The organism is Thermotalea metallivorans (assembly GCF_001562415.1).
Taxonomy (GTDB): domain Bacteria; phylum Bacillota; class Clostridia; order Peptostreptococcales; family Thermotaleaceae; genus Thermotalea; species Thermotalea metallivorans.
Genome location: NZ_LOEE01000083.1, coordinates 1 through 17,092 on the forward strand (window position 1 = coordinate 1; position 17,092 = coordinate 17,092).

Consider the following 17,092-nt stretch of genomic DNA (forward strand, 5'->3'; position numbering starts at 1 on the left):
GCCACACACATCCAGTGACAATGGCGAAGGGGATACACCTGTTCCCATACCGAACACAGAAGTTAAGCCCTTCAGCGCTGATGGTACTGAGGTGGAGACGCCTTGGGAGAGTAGGTCGTTGCTGGATTTTTACATAATATTTATATTATTAAAGGACTCAGGCCGAAGAAGTTTCGTTCTGGGTCTTTTTGTTTACGAAAAAAATATATATAATGGAGAAGGATAAAAGAATTCAGTATAAGAGGAAATCAAGCTATGAGAAAAACAATCCAAGGAAAAAAGGTTTTGCAGGCGCCTTTGTTATTTGACCGGTACGTTTGTCCTGGCTGTATGGAAAATGCAAGCTTTAGGATTATTAGAAACGAATCGGCCAAGGGGGAATATGCAGAGATGTCCTGCCCGGTTCGATATTATGCTCTTTGTAAAAAGTGTAATATCATCGTATCTTACGTGAAGGATTTGGCTATAAAAAGAATCCCTATAAGTAAGCAAAATGATTTATGAAAAAGACCATAACTGCAACATTGACAAGCAGCACGACAAAAATGGAGGAGGTTTTATGATGAAAAAAAAGGTAGCTTTTGTATGTGTCCATAATTCTTGTCGCTCACAAATGGCAGAGGCTTGGGCAAAGTATTTGGGGGCAGATGTATTGGAAGTGTATTCGGCGGGAACGGAAGAATATCCGGAAGTAAAGCCTATGGCAGTGCAAGTGATGGAAGAAGCGGGAATTGATATGGCTGGGCATTATCCTAAGCTTTTGACAGATATACCCTCAGAAATCGATATTCTCATTACCATGGGTTGCGGGGTATCATGTCCATATGTGCCATGCAAACATAAAGAGGATTGGGGATTAGAAGATCCCTCAGGGGGCCCTATCGAAGGATTTAGACAAACGAGGGATATGATAAAGGAAAAAGTAATAGATCTCATTGATAGGGTCAAAAAAGGCGAAGTATAAAGTTTGGCAAAAGTTTTAAAACAAACATATGGAGATCATAATAGGATAGAGAAAGGGTTGATAGCTTTTATCAACCCTTTCTCTATATATTGGGCAAAAAACTGCCGTTTTTGCAGATAATTTGAGATTATAAAAAAAAGAAACCTAAGAAATGATAGACATGCATATATATCATTAGAAAAGAAAAATAGGACATGTAAAAATAGTTTTTCAAAGACAGACAGGGGAGAACTTTTTCAAAGAAAAAGGTTGATATTTTTTACCAAAGGCATTTTTTTCGGAAAGTATGATGGGGAAAAAATATCAAGAAAAAACAGGAGAAAATAGAGAATATATTGAAAATTACCACAATAATGTATTGGCACATATATTGCATTGTCATGGAGAGGGAGGTTTTAAAAATGGGAAACAAATTTTATTATAAGGTTCAAGAAAATCCTATAATTGCAGCAGTAAATCATCCCCAAAAATTAGATCCGGCTATACAGTCGCCTTGCGAGATTGTTTTTCTGATGGCAGGGAATATTTTTAATCTGAAGGGGATTGTGGATAGGGTGAAAGGGGAAGGCATGTCCATATATATACATATAGATTTGATGGAGGGTTTTTCAAAGGATGTGGTGGCATTAAAATATATCCATGAAATGATTGGACCCGATGGAATTATTACAACGAAAAGCAATCTCATCAAAATTACAAAGGAATTGAATATGTTTGCGATACAAAGATTGTTTATTTTAGACTCCCTTTCTTTGGAAACAGGCATTAAGTCCATTCATTCGTCAAAACCCGATGCCGTAGAGATTTTGCCAGGAATTATGCCCAAAATTACTCAGACAATTCACCAGGAAACAAAAATACCGGTGATCGCGGGGGGGCTGATACAAGATAAGGAGGATGTAATAGAAAGCCTGAAGGCAGGTGCTATGGCCATCTCTACCAGCAAAGAAGAAATATGGTTTTTATGAAGATGAATTTGCCAACGAACGGGAAAAGAAGGCTTTGTGAAAAGGTAGAAGGAAGAAAAGGGGGGATGAAAATGATGGCAATTTGAATGCAAGTTATAAAAATAAAAAATGTGAGGAGGAAAAATTATGTCATCTAGGGAAAGTTTATTTGGAGAACTTATATCAGAGTTTATTGGTTCCTTGATTTTGATTTTTATTGGAGCAGGATCGGTGGCTACGCTAGTTTTAAACGGACACGCTTACACCATATGGGATCTTGGTTTGATATGGGGATTTGGTGTTACAATGGCTATCTATATCACAGGGGCTGTGTCGGGAACCCATATTAACCCTGCTGTAACAATTACCTTGGCTGTATACAGGGGATTTCCATGGAAAAAAGTCCTCCCGTATATCATTGCACAGATCGCCGGTTGTTTTAGTGGAGCGGCAATCGTTTTCGGGTTATATGGCCCTGGATTTTTAAACTATGAGAAAACAATGGGGATTGTCAGGGGAAGCATGGAAAGTGTTTCAACGGCGGGCATTTTTACCACATATCCCCAATCCTATTTAAGCAATATGCAGGCATTGATAGTTGAAATTGCAATTACAGCATTGTTATTAATGGTGATTTTTGCAATAGGGGATGAAAAAAATGCAAATGCCCCCAAGGGCAAATATGCTCCCTTTGCAGCGATCTTAGTAGGTATTACGATTGCAATCATCGGAGGATCCTTTGGATCGTTGACAGGGTTTGCCATGAACCCGGCCAGGGATTTTGGTCCTAAATTATTTTTATCCTTCGCAGGGTGGGGAAGCATCGGCCTGCCGGGGCCCAATAACTACTTCTGGGTACCCATTGTAGGACCCATTATCGGAGCTTTGGCAGGAGGTTTTCTTTATGAGTATGGCATAAGAAAGTATATACCGGGTGTTCAGGAACAACAAGAACAAAAACAGATTGCAAACGGATAAGAATGGAAAAAGCAGATAACAGGAAAATAAAATAAAAATAAAGGGGGCAGGACAATGGATAAGTATCTTTTAGCTTTAGATCAAGGGACCACAAGTTCCAGGGCAATTTTATTTGATCATAACGGAAAAACCATAGGTGTAGCCCAAAAAGAATTTGCCCAAATTTATCCGAAACCGGGTTGGGTAGAGCACGACCCCATGGAAATTTGGGGAACCCAAAGCGGGGTGGCACGGGAGGTATTGGAAAAGACAGGCATCAGGCCCCAGGAAATTGCGGCCATTGGAATTACCAATCAAAGGGAAACAACGATCGTTTGGGATAAAAATACGGGAAAACCCATCTATAATGCCATTGTATGGCAATGCAGAAGGACAGCGCCCATTTGCGATGCGTTAAAGGCCAAAGGGATGGAAGATTATATCCGTGAGAATACGGGACTAGTGGTGGATGCCTATTTCTCAGGAACAAAGATCAAATGGATTCTTGACCATGTGAAGGGAGCAAGGGAGAAGGCGGAAAAAGGAGAGTTGTTGTTTGGCAATGTGGACACTTGGCTGATTTGGAACTTGACAAGGGGCAAGGTCCATGTAACCGATTATTCCAATGCTTCTAGGACTATGCTGTTTAATATTCAATCATTACAGTGGGATGAAAAGATATTGGCAGAGCTTGGCATACCCGTTGCTATGCTGCCGGAGGTGAAGCCGTCGAGCTGTGTATATGGCGTAACAGATCCTCAAACCTTTGGTGGTGCGCAGATTCCTATTGCAGGAGATGCGGGAGACCAGCAGGCGGCTCTGTTCGGGCAGGCTTGCTTTGAGCCGGGTATGGCAAAGAATACTTATGGCACCGGCTGCTTTATGTTGATGAATACAGGAGAAAAGTTGGTTCCATCCCATCATGGATTGCTGACGACGATTGCCTGGGGATTAAACGGCAAGGTTGAATATGCCTTAGAAGGAAGTATCTTCGTAGCAGGAGCTTCTATACAGTGGTTAAGGGATGAGCTGAAACTGATAGAGTCTGCAGCAGCTAGTGAAGAAGTTGCTACGGCTGTGGAAGATACCAATGGCGTTTATGTTGTTCCTGGTTTTGTTGGTATGGGGGCACCGTATTGGGATATGTATGCAAGGGGGATTATCGTAGGACTTACCAGGGGGGCCAATAGAAATCATATTGTAAGGGCTACCTTAGAATCCATTGCATACCAGACTCGGGATGTACTTCAAGCCATGGAGGAGGATTCCGGCATCAAGCTGCAGTCCCTAAAGGTTGACGGAGGTGCAGTTGGAAATAACTTCCTCATGCAGTTCCAATCCGATATTCTGGGAGTACCGGTAGCTCGACCGGAGGTAACGGAAACAACAGCCTTGGGAGCAGCATACCTTGCAGGATTGGCCATAGGCTACTGGACAGACAAGGAAGAAATTTCAAAAAAATGGAATGTAGATAAAATCTTTATGCCCGGTATGGAAGAGGATAAAAAGGAGGCCAAGTATAAGGGGTGGAAGAAGGCTGTAGGGAGAGCCCTCCGGTGGGAGTTGGAAGAATAGTTGCTGAAAGCACATCTTTTTCTAAAGAAAAGCTTCATATTGCGGGGCAAATGTTATATAATAAATATAGAAAAAAATTTTTATAGTTGAGGGCTTGAGAACAGGAGAGCCGCATAAATTAGCCTATGGAAAGATAGGGGTTAATTTGTGCGGCCTTTTTTATGCAATAAAATTTATAAAATCTATTGCTTTCTATGTTTATATGTGTTCATAGAGATCGCAGGCAGGAGGAATGTATATGTATGATGTGGCCATTATTGGCGCTGGCGTGGTAGGCTGCTCCATTGCAAGGGAATTGTCAAGATATGATTTAAAAACGGTTTTGATCGAAAAAGATACGGATGTGGCAAACGGCACCACAAAAGCCAACAGTGCCATTGTCCACAGCGGTTATGATGCAAAGCCGGGTTCTTTGAAGGCAAAGTTGAATGTACAGGGGAATGCCCTGTTTGATCAAATATGTAAAGAACTGGATGTGCCTTTTCAGAGAATAGGATCCTTGGTTCTAGCCTTTGAGGAGGAGGAAATGAAAATCATCCGGGAACTTTATGAAAAAGGATTGGCAAACGGGGTTCCCCAGATGGAGATTTTGGGAAAAGAACAGATATTGGCCTTAGAGCCCAACGTAAATGATCGCATCATCGGTGGGCTATATGCCCCTACTGCCGGGATTGTGGGACCATGGGAACTGGCCATTGCTTTAGCGGAAAATGCCGTTGAAAACGGCGTGGAATTAAGATTGGAAAGCCAAGTGACAAATATAGAAAAGCAAGGGGAAGGCTATCGTATCTCCATGGAGGGACAACAGATAGATGCCAGATATGTGATTAACTGTGCCGGCGTGTATGCCGATGAGATCCACAATATGGTTGCAGCCCCAAGCTTTAAAATTGTACCAAGAAGGGGGCAATACAATATCTTTGACAAAAGTGTAGGAAATTTTGTAAGCAAAGTCATTTTTCAGTGTCCTACAAAATTGGGAAAAGGAGTATTGATTGCACCTACGGTCCATGGGAATTTGCTGGTTGGGCCCGATGCAGAAAATGTGGATTGCAAGGAGAGTCGGGAAACCACCATGGAGCGGTTGGCCTTTATTAGGGAACAGGCAAGGAAATCCGCCCCCAATCTGCCTTATCATGGGGTGATTACTGCCTTTGCGGGGCTAAGAGCAACGCCTGATACAGGAGATTTTATTATTGAGGAGGCAAAAGATGCAAAGGGATTTATTGATGTGGCAGGAATTGAATCGCCTGGTCTCAGTGCAGCACCGGCCATCGCAGTGTATGTAGCAGAGATTTTGAAAAATATGGGTGCCATCGGGAGAGAAAAATGGGATTTTCATCCTATGGGAAGAAAAATGATAAGATTTATGGAATTGTCCGATGCAGAGAAGGCAGAAATCATCAAAAGGGATCCACGATATGGGAGAATTATTTGCCGGTGTGAGAACATTACGGAAGGGGAGATTGTGGATGCAATCCACAGAAAAGTAGGGGCAAGAAATATGGACGGGATAAAGAGGAGAGTACGTCCGGGCAGTGGCAGATGCCAAGGGGGATTTTGCAGTCCAAGGGTGATGGAAATTATCGCTAGAGAGTTAAAAATGGATATGACAGAGGTGGTCAAGGATAATCCAAAGTCCTATATACTGATAGGACCTGCAAAGAGCAGCTCCGTACTAAGGGAGAACCTTGATGCTGCAGCGGCGTCAAAAACCTGGTGAAGGAAGGTGAACATATGTTGAACTATGATATTGTGGTCATCGGTGGAGGGCCCGCAGGTTTGGCGGCAGCCATCGAAGCCAAAAAAAACGGGGTAGACAGCATATTGGTGATTGAGAGGGATAGAGAACTGGGAGGGATATTGCAGCAGTGTATTCATAACGGATTTGGCCTTCATATATTCAAGAAGGAGCTGACGGGACCGGAGTATGCACAGCGTTTTATCCAGCAAATGCAGGAATTGGGCATTGCCTATAAATTGGATACCATGGTATTGGACATAGATGAAAATAAAGTTTTGAAAGCTGTCAATTGCAGAGATGGGTTTATGAAAATCCAAGGAAAGGCTATTATTCTCGCCATGGGCTGCAGGGAGAGAACAAGGGGTGCTATCCAAATTCCCGGTACGAGGCCTGCAGGGATTTTTACGGCAGGTACTGCCCAACGATTTGTGAATATGGAAGGATATATGGTGGGAAAAAAGGTAGTGATTCTGGGGTCAGGAGATATCGGACTTATTATGGCAAGGAGGCTGACTTTGGAGGGGGCAGAAGTAAAAGCGGTGGCAGAACTCATGCCCTATTCGGGAGGACTTGCACGAAATATCGTACAATGCTTGGAGGATTTTGACATACCTTTGCTTTTAAGTCATACGGTCGTTGATATAAAGGGAAGAGATCGGGTAGAGGGAGTTGTGATTGGGAAGGTAGATGAAAAGAGAAAACCAATTCCAGGTACTGAGAAATACTATGAATGTGATACTTTGCTTTTGTCCGTAGGACTGATTCCTGAAAATGAACTCTCCAAAAATGCAGGTATTTCATTGGATCCGGTGACAGGGGGACCTGTTGTCAATGAATCCATGGAGACCTCCGTGGAGGGAATATTTGCCTGCGGCAATGTGGTGCATGTCCATGACTTGGTGGATTGGGTGACGGAAGAAAGCAGGAGGGCAGGAAAAAATGCGGCTAAATTTGTTCAAAAGACATTGAAAAAAAATGGAATTTGTTTTAGAACAGAGGCCCAGAGGGGCATACGATATGTTGTACCCCATAGAGTGAGAGTCCATCCTGGTGACGAGACGGTGGATCTTTTCATGCGGGTGGATGATGTATACAGCAATATGAATATCGCTGTAAGGGCGGATGGGGAAAAAATCAAAACCGTTGCAAAAAAACATCTTGCTCCCGGCGAGATGGAGAACGTCAAAATCTCCGTAAATTCCCTCAAGGACAGAAAAGGTGGAATTCTATCCGTATCTTTGGAAAAGGAGGGAGTGTAGATGGATAAAAGGGAAATGATTTGTATTGTATGTCCGGTAGGATGTCGTCTTACCTTATATGAGGATGCCCACCGGGAAAAAGGCTATCGGGTGGAAGGAAATCAATGCCGGCGGGGGGAAGATTATGGGATCAAGGAGCTTGTCAATCCTACCCGTGTACTTACGACCACTGTGAAAATCACCAATGTGTCGTTGAATCGGCTGCCGGTGCGTACGGATAAGCCCATTCCAAAGGGAAAAATATTTGAATGTATGGACATTTTACATCAGGTGGAGGTTCAAGGGCCCATTCGGATGGGAGATATAATCATTGAGAATATTCTCCATACCGGTGTGAATATCATCGCTTCAAGAAGCATGGAATGAAAGGGTGATACGGGTGAGGAACGAAATGTTTCAGGGTGTTGTTGCCTTGTACCCAGAAAGGGTATCGGCAGACAAGGTGAAAATGAAGAATCCTGTGATTGATTTAACAGGAATAGGACAAGAGTCTTCCGTTAAACTGAATCCTATTTTTGAAGAAATTATAGGGAAGAGCAAAGTATTGGAAAAAGCACTGCTCATCGCCCAAAAAGCATCCGGAACGGCCTCTACGGTGCTGATTCGGGGAGAAAGCGGTACCGGAAAAGAGTTGGTAGCCAAGGCCATTCATTATTCCAGCAACAGGGCAGGCAAGCCCTTTGTGAAAATAAATTGCGGCGCCATTCCATCAACTTTGTTGGAATCAGAATTGTTTGGTCATGAACAGGGAGCTTTCACAGGGGCTATCCGCAGAAGAAAGGGAAAATTCGAGCAGGCCCATGGGGGAACGATTTTTTTAGATGAGATCGGGGATATGCCCCTGGAGATGCAGGTGAAGCTGTTAAGGATACTCCAAGAACAGGAATTTGAAAGGGTTGGAGGAGAAGAAACCATAAAATGCGATGTAAGAATCATTGCTGCTACCAACCGCAATCTTTTGGAATTGATGGAGAAAGAACAGTTTCGGGAGGATTTATACTATCGGTTAAATGTAATTCCTATTTACCTTCCGGCATTAAAAGAACGAAGGGAAGATATTCCTCTGCTGGTTCGTCATTTTATTCATAAGATCTGTGGAAAGATAGGGAGAGAGATTGTGGAACTTTCGGAGGAGGCAGAAAGATGTTTTTATAACTATGACTGGCCCGGGAATATTCGTGAATTAGAAAATTTATTGGAAAGATTAATTGTTTTGGCCGAGGGCAATAGGATTTCCTTAGAGGATTTGCCTCCATATATAGCCAATCGTTATCAAGACCTTGGCCCTTCTACACAGGGAGATCGGCTGATCAACATGAATCAGAATGGGGAAATGGCTACTTTAGAGGAATATGAAAAAGAGATTATCCGGCATGCCATCAAAAAATTTGGGAGCTTCAATGCAGCGGGGAAGGCCTTAGGTGTAACCCATAAGACTGTTGCCTTCAAAGCAAGAAAGTATAATATCATAGAATAAAGGCCGTGTATAAATCCCCAGTTTGGGGCGAAGCTAAATTTCAAGAATTTGTTTCAATTCCAGTGCAGAAAAAACGTGTACAGGGGATTCTGTACACGTTTTGAAGGGGAAGAAAACATTATCTATCGAATAGGAAATCCTGGGCACGCTTTAACATGTCTTCAATGCTTCCATGGGATGTGGAACCCTGGGATACCTTAGAAGCGATACAGTTTTCAATTTTGATGACATCTAGGATATCCTCTGCAAAGACTGGGGAAAAAGTTTGAAACTCTTCCAGGGATAAATCATCGATGGTTTTTCCCTGTTGAATACAATACAATACCATTTTTCCCACAATTTCATGGGAACTTCTGAAGGGAAGCCCCTTTTTTACCAAGTAATCTGCTACATCGGTGGCATTCATGAAGCCCTCCTTCGTGGCCTTTTTCATCTGATCTTTCCGGACGGTCATGGTTTTGAGCATTTCATTGAAGATAAGAAGGCAGTCTTTCAGATTTTCAACGGTGTCAAACAGAGGGGGTTTATCCTCCTGCATATCTTTATTATAGGCAAGGGGAAGGGCCTTCATGATGGTAAGGATATTCATGAGGTTTCCATAGATCCTACCTGCTTTGCCGCGAATTAGCTCTGCCACATCAGGATTTTTCTTTTGGGGCATGATACTGCTGCCGGTGCTGTAGGCATCATCCATTTCGATAAAATGGAATTCGGCAGAGCTCCAAAGAATCAATTCTTCACAAAAACGGCTGAGATGCATCATCATGATGGAAGCATCACTGATAAATTCAATGACAAAATCCCGGTCACTAACGGCATCCAGGGAATTTTCACAAATTCCATGGAACCCTAATTCTTGGGCCAAATATTCCCGGTCGGTATGATAAGTTGTCCCTGCCAGGGCACCGGCCCCCAAGGGTAGGATATTTACCCTGTCTTGACAATCCTGCAGTCTTTCAAAATCCCTTTTGAACATTTGAAAATAGGCCATCATATAATAGCCGAAGGTAACGGGCTGGGCTCTTTGGAGATGGGTATATCCCGGCATAACGGTATCGATATGATATTCTCCAAGGTTTTTCAAAGTTGTTAACAGTTCCTTGAGCAATCCACAAATTGTCCCTATTTCTTCCCGGAGATAAAGGCGGATATCCACAGCCACTTGGTCATTTCTGCTCCTAGCTGTATGGAGTTTCTTTCCTACTTCCCCGATGCGATCAATAAGCAATTTTTCGATATTCATGTGAATATCCTCATACTCAATTTGAAAGGTGACGAGGCCTTTTTCAATATCCGCCAAGATGGATAGGAGGCCTTCAATGATTATTTGAGATTCTTTCGGGGTAATAATATTGCATTTTCCAAGCATTTTGGCATGGGCAATACTGCCCATGATATCATGCTTGTATAGTTTTTGGTCAAATTCAATGGAGGCGTTAAAGCTGTCTACAAGGGAAGCGGTACTTTTAGCGAATCTTCCTCCCCATAGTTTCATATGGCTTTCTTCTCTTTCTGTACTTTATTCATATTTTCATGATTCATATTCTCATGCTGCATCAATGAACGGATGGTAATAGGAAGAGCAAACAGGTTGATGAATCCTTCCGCATCCTTCTGATTGTAGACATGATCTTCGCCAAAGGTAACAAATTCTTCGTTGTATAGTGAATAAGGTGAGGCAGTGGCCACAGCGGTGCAAGTGCCTTTGTACAGTTTTAATTTTACTTTGCCTGTAACATATTCTTGAGTGCTGTCCACAAATTGATCTAAAGCTTCCTTTAATGGTGTAAACCATAAGCCGTCGTATACAAGCTGAGCGTATTTTTCTGCTACAATTTTCTTGAAGCTCATGGTTGCTCTATCCAAAGTCAATTTTTCTAAGGCTTTATGGGCTTCAAAGAGAATCGTGCCGCCGGGTGTTTCATATACACCACGGGATTTCATACCTACCAGTCTGTTCTCGACGATATCGATGATTCCTACTCCATGGGTACCGCCGATTTTATTTAAGCTGTAAAGCATATTCACAGGATTATATTTGATTCCGTTTACAGCCACAGGGATACCTTTTTCGAATTCGATTTCAACATAAGCCGGTGTATCCGGTGCTTTTTCAGGGGGCACGCTCATCATGTAGATGTTGCTGTCATGCTCGTTCCAAGGATTTTCCAAATTGCCTCCCTCATGGCTTAGGTGCCAGATGTTTCTGTCACGGCTGTACGGATCTTTTTTTGTAACGGGAATAGGAATATTGTGTTTTATAGCATAATCAATGCAGTCTTCTCTGGATTTTAAATTCCATATTCTCCAAGGGGCAATGATTTTTAAGTAAGGGTTTAGAGCTTTAATAGAAGCTTCAAAACGTACTTGGTCATTTCCTTTTCCTGTAGCACCGTGGGCAATGGCTACAGCTCCTTCCTGTTCTGCAATTTCTACTAATTTTTTAGCAATCAAAGGTCTTGCAAAGGAAGTACCTAAGAGATAATCGTCTTCATAAACGGCTCCTGCCTTTAAGGTAGGAAAAATGTAGTTTGTGATAAACTCTTCCTTTACATCTACCACATAGGCTTTGGCAGCACCGGTGGATAGGGCTTTTTTCTGTACTGCAATCAGATCCTCCTCTTGACCTACGTCTACGCAGACGGCAATAACTTCATAGCCGTAGTTTTCCTCTAGCCACTTTAGTATAACGGAAGTATCCAAGCCTCCGGAGTATGCCAACACGACTTTTTGTTTTTCCATCATCATAACCTCCCAGTACATGTGTAATCTTCTTAATAAACATTATAGCAGAAATGTATGATTATGCAATATAAATATGCAAAAAAAGTAATAAATATTCAGATATATTTTTTGAAAATACCATGAAATACTGAGGGTATGACTAAGATAAAGGAAAATTATTTATTCTGTATAAAAATATTTTTATAGAATATATATAAATATTTTTAATAAAAAAACCTGCCACGAGGCAGGTTTCATTATTTTATTTCCTTTAGTACAGCCAATAAATATTTCCAAGTTCGCTCCGTAGAGGATATGCTTAGATGTTCATTGGGTGTATGAACATCGTAAAGATCGGGGCCGAAAGAAATCATATCCAAATGCTCCATTTTCTCTTTGAAGAGACCACATTCCACACCTGCATGGATGGCGATGATTTCTGATTCCTTTCCGAACATCTCCTTATAAACTTTTTGGAACAATGGACGTATTTTCGAATCGGGATTGTATGCCCATTCCGGATAATCAGAATCTGCCACCAGTTCACAGCCAAGGATTTTGGCTATCATCTTTGCTTCATCTAAAATCTTATATTTTAAGCTTCTAACAGAGCTGCGGATTGCACTTTCAAATCGGATTTCTTTTTCATCAGTGACGACTACGCCCAAGTTGGTAGAACTTTCTACCAAACCGCAGATATCCATGCTCATACTCTGAACACCATTGGGAATCAGCACCAAAGATGCAATGGCTTTCTCTGCAGTTTCCTTAGAGAATACTTTGGCAGGAAGGGATGGCATTTTTTCAAGTTTTACAGTTACTTCCGGATCGGAAACTCTTAACTCGTTTTTGAATAGTTGGCCCCACCCATTGACTCTATTTTCCAGAAGTTGGATATTGTCTGGATCAATACACAAGACAGCATCACACTCTCTGGGGATGGCATTCATTTTAGAACCGCCGTTGATCTCTGCAATTCCAAAGGCCAAAGCATCCGATAGATCATTTAAAATTCTGCCCATCAGCTTATTGGCATTTCCACGTTCTTTATCAATTTCCATGCCGGAATGGCCCCCTTTCAAACCTCTGATGCGGATCGCATAAGGGATCCATCCGGCCTTTGGACTTTCCCATAGAATGGGCAAAATTTGCCTTGTCCTTATCCCACCGGCGCAGCTTACCAAAAGTTTGCCTTCCTCTTCAGAATCGATATTTATCAAAATGCTTCCTTTCAGATGGGAAGGATCCACGGTCATGGCACCCCCCATTCCGGTTTCTTCCTCTACCGTCATTAGGACTTCGATGGGTGGATGGGGAATATCTTCAGAGGCCAAGAGTGCAAGGCCATAGGCAATGGCAATGCCGTTGTCGGCACCCAGGGTGGTGTCTGTTGCATAAAGCATATCGTCCACTACCCTGAGTTGGATGGGATCTTTTTCAAAATCGTGGACCGTATCCTTGTTTTTTTCACAAACCATGTCCATATGTCCTTGAATAATGACGGTAGGTGCATTTTCATAGCCGGGTGTGGGGCCTTTTTTTATGATGACGTTCATGGAGGAATCTTGGATTACCTCTAGGCCATGGGATTTTGCGAAATTTACCAGATAGTCGCTGATGGCTTTTTCATTTCCGGAACCCCTCGGAATTTTTGATATCTCTTCAAAGTACTGGAAAACTTTTTGGGGCTTCAACTGGCTGATGGGTGTACCCATAAAAATCATCCTTTCTTTTATTTGGTGAATACATGGTAGAAGGTTTTTAATATATATAAACTTTGCTGTACGACCACAACAATAGTCATTCTACAAAGATTGATCTTTTCCTTCTATAAAGAAGAATTAATCCTTGTATAGTATAATAAAATGAGGAAGAGAGGCAAAATTAAAAATTCAAGTTTTCAATATTATTCAAAATTGCAATAACTGGGTTTGTCGTGCAAAAGAAATGATGAAGACTACTTCATCATGAAAAGAAAAAGGGCAAATCAAAAAAATGACAAAGAAAAAGGAAAGGAAAAGATTGGGATAACCACTTGTATACATTGACATTCCTTGATTTTTATAATACAATGAGGTTAACGGGACTGGGTTTACCTACCAGATGGAGGCATGCTACTGGTAGGTAAAATATTATTATGGACATGGAGGATATTATGGGAAGGGATTTACTGAATGAGGACAATGCAGGGAGACTGTCCTTAACCTCAAAAATATTTAACATCATTCGAGATGATATATTGAACGGAAAATATAGTGAAGGCGAAAAACTGGTGGAAGCAAAATTAGCAGAGGAGCTTGGAGTCAGTCGGACGCCGGTAAGAGAAGCATTAAAACAGTTGGAATTAGACGGTATGGTAGAAAATATTCCAAATCGCGGTGTGATCGTGAAGGGAATTACAAAGCAGGATATTCAGGATATCTTTACAATCCGAACGGCCATCGAAGGAATTGCAGCTGCCTGGGCTGTGGAGAGAATTACAGAGGAAGAGCTGCAGGATCTGAAGGAAGCATATGAATTAATGGAATTTTATGCTTTTAAAAAGGATATTGAGAAATTTGCAGAATTCAATACGAAGTTTCATGAGACCATTTATAAGGCCACAAAGAGCCGATATTTAGAGCAGGTCCTGAAAGATTTTCAGTATTATATGAAACAATCCAGAAAAAAATCCCTTCAAATTGAAGGAAGAATGGAAGATGCTTTAAGGGAGCACAAGGAAATACTGGACGCTTTTTTGGAAAGAAATAAAGAAAGGGCAGAGAAAGCCCTGACAACCCATGTGAATAATTCTAAAAAGAACGCAGAAAAATTAGGAAAAAATTGATTCAACTGCAGCAATAAGGATATCAATGTTTTCTTATAATACAAAGGAAATTATGAACGCTGCCAAAGGATAGCTCCTTTTTATAATTTTCTATGCATTACAACAAAATCTCCTGCATAAAACGTTGATCAGGAGATTTTATTTTTTATGTATTTTTTCATATCAGGGAATAGGAAGACATTATCCGTTTTTCTGTGGAAGGAAAACGGTAAAGATGGTTCCTACGCTTTCGTAGCTTTCTACTGTGATACGTCCTTTGTTCTTTTCTACGATTTGCTTTACAATGCTTAAACCGTATCCGTGATCTTCTCCTTCTTTTGTTGTGTATCTCGGTTCAAAAATTTTATCATATAGATCGGGAGAGAGAACGGGATAAGAATTGCCGATGGCAATGCAATACATCTGTTCATGTTCTTCGATATCGATGGTAAGGATCTTTGTTTCTTCATCGCAGTGCTCCAATTCATAGATAGCATTGTCCAGGAGATTAAACAATACTTTACACAGCTCCATAGAATCTATTTTCAGATTTTCTAAGGAAGTACCCACATCCAATTCTACGGTGATCCCTTTGCTTTCTGCAATAGCACATTTTCTGCATAAGGTAGCGGCGATTTCAATATTTTTGATTTTGGAAACAGAAAAAACTTCGTCTACTTTTTGGGATATATGAAAGATGTACTCAAGGGCTTTTTCCGGTTGGCCCACCTGCAGCATTCCTGCAATCAAACTCAAATGGTTGTTAAAATCGTGTTTTTGCCCCTGAAGGGCATCAATTACTTCTCGGGAATGATTGAGTTTGATGATGGATTCTCTTTCTGCGTGGAGAAATCGCAAGATATAGTAAATGGAAAAGAAGGCGCTTATTGCCAGTAAATTTAATATAAACGCAAGGGGATAGGAATACTGATAAGTAATAATAGCATTACTCAGCATGTTGATAAACAATTGATTTGTTAGCAAAACCACTGTTACGCTTTGTACAAGAATAATGATGATTAATGCATAAGCCTTTGTATAAAGTTTCATATTCACATCTACATCCTGTCAACATTTTTAAAACTGTTAAAATCAATGATGGTGATCTTAAAAACATACCCAATCAAAAAAGTAATAACCAAGGGAATATATACAAAAAAGCCGGCTAACAAAAAGTTCAGGGGGTTATTGGTAATGGTAAGAAGGTCTATCTTGAAAAAATTTAATATGGGGAATAGGAAAACACCTTCTCCCAAGAAAAGAAGCCCTAAGGTAACCAAGAGTGCAATAATGCTGTCCAATACCCTCTGTTTTCCGACGACAACGATCAAAAGAATAAAAACGGCTAATATGACAAATGTATGGGTCCCAAAGGGAATCTTATGAATCATATAAAATTGTCTGACGCCGTAGGTCAACAGTGAATACAAACATGACAGCAATCCCATGGACTGCAGGCTCAGTCTTATACCCAAAATACCAAAGCCAGCCCCTAACATTAAAAATCCTTCAATAAAATATAGCAGAAAATTTACCCATGTTGTCATTATATATTCCCTCCCGGATGATAGAAATAAACGACAAAATAATAGTAAAACACTTTTTCGGTGTTTTGCTATTATTTTGCTTATTTATAAATGCCTGCCATAGTTTTAAGACACCTTGCCTTTTCTATTTATATTTTCTAAAAAGGGGTGTATTACCCCATGAGGATAAATATTTTCCAATTATTTTAGAAAAACCATAAATATACTTGACATGCCATGTTTATATAAACTTCGACATAAAGGTCGAAAAACCTTCTAAGGATATGCTGGAAAATCACATTTGGAATAAATTTAAGACAAAAATTTAAGCAATTCAAGAACTTTTTTATTTTTGCAACCTTAGGGCAAAATAAAAAAAGCAATACACAGAGAATACGGATGATGGTAAAATATATATAAATTCCGGAAGCCATTGTTTCTAAAGGTAGAAAGGAAGAAGAGAACATGCTGTCAGAGGAAAGACGTGAAAAAATTATTGCACTGCTGAAGGAACGGCAGGAACCTATAACAGGGTCCGAACTTTCCAAGCTTTTTGAGGTAAGCCGGCAGGTAATCGTACAAGATATTGCTTTGATTCGCGCACAAGGGTATCATGTCCTGGCAACGACGAATGGCTATGTTATTCCCGGTACTTTAAAAAAGGCAGGCAAGCTGAAAACAGTTTTGTGCAAGCATGGCGGATATGATGAGATGGAGGAAGAATTGAAGATTATGGTAGACATGGGTGCCAGGGTGGTGGACGTAATGATTGATCACCCTATATATGGCAGAATACGAAGACCTTTAATGATTTGTTCAAGGATAGACGTGGAGGATTTTATGGAAAATGTAAGAAGAGATAAGGCAGAACCTTTATCCGCCCTCACAGGAGGAGAACATATGCACACCCTGGAAATTTCAAATGATCGAGCTTATCGACGGATGATCGAAATCCTTTCGGAAAAGGGATATTTTGTGAAAGAAGTATGATCAGTTCATTTTATTTTTTCAACAGATGACAAGACAGATGTAAAATCACTCCAAAAATGATATAGTAGAATCGTCGGAAGATATTATGTATCAATGAATAAAAATACTTTTTCCATGTTCAGG

At 40.9% G+C, this 17,092-nt stretch carries 16 protein-coding genes and 1 rRNA gene; 12 read left to right on the forward strand and 5 right to left on the reverse strand.

Going from position 1 to position 17,092, the window contains the following annotated elements; translation table 11 throughout:
- The first annotated feature begins 10 nt into the window (after nucleotides 1-10).
- From rrf to AN619_RS14825, 10 genes are all read left to right on the forward strand, one after another.
- Nucleotides 11-127: ribosomal RNA gene (gene rrf, locus AN619_RS14780) — 5S ribosomal RNA — on the forward strand.
- A 128-nt stretch (nucleotides 128-255) separates the two neighbouring features.
- Nucleotides 256-504, forward strand: coding sequence for a hypothetical protein (locus AN619_RS14785; protein ID WP_068558039.1), 249 nt, complete (start codon nucleotides 256-258; stop codon nucleotides 502-504).
- A 58-nt stretch (nucleotides 505-562) separates the two neighbouring features.
- Complete coding sequence (locus tag AN619_RS14790) at nucleotides 563-964, forward strand: arsenate reductase ArsC (RefSeq protein ID WP_068558040.1); 402 nt, start codon at nucleotides 563-565, stop codon at nucleotides 962-964.
- A gap of 401 nt (nucleotides 965-1,365) precedes the next feature.
- Entirely contained in the window at nucleotides 1,366-1,932 is a 567-nt protein-coding gene (locus AN619_RS14795) for a glycerol-3-phosphate responsive antiterminator (RefSeq protein ID WP_068558041.1), read from the forward strand.
- A 126-nt stretch (nucleotides 1,933-2,058) separates the two neighbouring features.
- Nucleotides 2,059-2,889 carry an MIP/aquaporin family protein gene (locus AN619_RS14800; protein ID WP_068558042.1) on the forward strand — a complete coding sequence of 277 codons (831 nt, stop codon included), beginning with the start codon at nucleotides 2,059-2,061 and terminating at the stop codon, nucleotides 2,887-2,889.
- A 54-nt stretch (nucleotides 2,890-2,943) separates the two neighbouring features.
- Nucleotides 2,944-4,443: a glycerol kinase GlpK gene (gene glpK, locus AN619_RS14805; RefSeq protein ID WP_068558043.1), complete on the forward strand. Its 1,500-nt coding sequence runs from the start codon at nucleotides 2,944-2,946 to the stop codon at nucleotides 4,441-4,443.
- Nucleotides 4,444-4,681: 238 nt separating this feature from the next.
- The gene (locus tag AN619_RS14810; protein WP_068558044.1) at nucleotides 4,682-6,166 is read left to right on the forward strand and encodes an NAD(P)/FAD-dependent oxidoreductase; all 1,485 of its coding nucleotides are present in this window, start codon (nucleotides 4,682-4,684) and stop codon (nucleotides 6,164-6,166) included.
- A gap of 14 nt (nucleotides 6,167-6,180) precedes the next feature.
- Complete coding sequence (locus tag AN619_RS14815) at nucleotides 6,181-7,446, forward strand: NAD(P)/FAD-dependent oxidoreductase (protein ID WP_198153330.1); 1,266 nt, start codon at nucleotides 6,181-6,183, stop codon at nucleotides 7,444-7,446.
- Complete coding sequence (locus AN619_RS14820) at nucleotides 7,447-7,812, forward strand: DUF1667 domain-containing protein (RefSeq protein WP_068558045.1); 366 nt, start codon at nucleotides 7,447-7,449, stop codon at nucleotides 7,810-7,812. It begins immediately after the preceding gene.
- A gap of 13 nt (nucleotides 7,813-7,825) precedes the next feature.
- Nucleotides 7,826-8,923, forward strand: a complete 1,098-nt coding sequence (locus AN619_RS14825; protein WP_242867422.1) for a sigma-54 interaction domain-containing protein — start codon at nucleotides 7,826-7,828, stop codon at nucleotides 8,921-8,923.
- 118 nt (nucleotides 8,924-9,041) lie between these two features.
- Here the strand turns inward: AN619_RS14825 and argH are convergent, their stop codons facing one another.
- From argH to AN619_RS14840, 3 genes are all read right to left on the reverse strand, one after another.
- Nucleotides 9,042-10,418, reverse strand: coding sequence for an argininosuccinate lyase (gene argH, locus AN619_RS14830; protein ID WP_068558047.1), 1,377 nt, complete (start codon nucleotides 10,416-10,418; stop codon nucleotides 9,042-9,044).
- Nucleotides 10,415-11,665, reverse strand: coding sequence for an argininosuccinate synthase (locus AN619_RS14835; RefSeq protein WP_198153331.1), 1,251 nt, complete (start codon nucleotides 11,663-11,665; stop codon nucleotides 10,415-10,417). The genes argH and AN619_RS14835 overlap by 4 nt, the downstream gene beginning before the upstream one ends.
- Before the next feature lie 239 nt (nucleotides 11,666-11,904).
- Nucleotides 11,905-13,362, reverse strand: a complete 1,458-nt coding sequence (locus AN619_RS14840) for an aminoacyl-histidine dipeptidase (RefSeq protein ID WP_068558049.1) — start codon at nucleotides 13,360-13,362, stop codon at nucleotides 11,905-11,907.
- Nucleotides 13,363-13,802: 440 nt separating this feature from the next.
- Here AN619_RS14840 and AN619_RS14845 point away from each other — a divergent pair, with 440 nt between their 5' ends.
- Complete coding sequence (locus tag AN619_RS14845; protein WP_068558068.1) at nucleotides 13,803-14,474, forward strand: GntR family transcriptional regulator; 672 nt, start codon at nucleotides 13,803-13,805, stop codon at nucleotides 14,472-14,474.
- Nucleotides 14,475-14,654: 180 nt separating this feature from the next.
- Here AN619_RS14845 and AN619_RS14850 read toward each other — a convergent pair whose 3' ends face one another.
- Nucleotides 14,655-15,503, reverse strand: a complete 849-nt coding sequence (locus AN619_RS14850; protein WP_157065038.1) for a sensor histidine kinase — start codon at nucleotides 15,501-15,503, stop codon at nucleotides 14,655-14,657.
- 8 nt (nucleotides 15,504-15,511) lie between these two features.
- Nucleotides 15,512-16,000, reverse strand: coding sequence for a hypothetical protein (locus tag AN619_RS14855; protein WP_068558051.1), 489 nt, complete (start codon nucleotides 15,998-16,000; stop codon nucleotides 15,512-15,514).
- Between the two features lie 444 nt (nucleotides 16,001-16,444).
- On the opposite strand from AN619_RS14855, the gene AN619_RS14860 reads away from it, so the two are divergent.
- Nucleotides 16,445-16,969 carry a transcription repressor NadR gene (locus tag AN619_RS14860; protein WP_068558052.1) on the forward strand — a complete coding sequence of 175 codons (525 nt, stop codon included), beginning with the start codon at nucleotides 16,445-16,447 and terminating at the stop codon, nucleotides 16,967-16,969.
- Nucleotides 16,970-17,092: the final 123 nt, after the last annotated feature.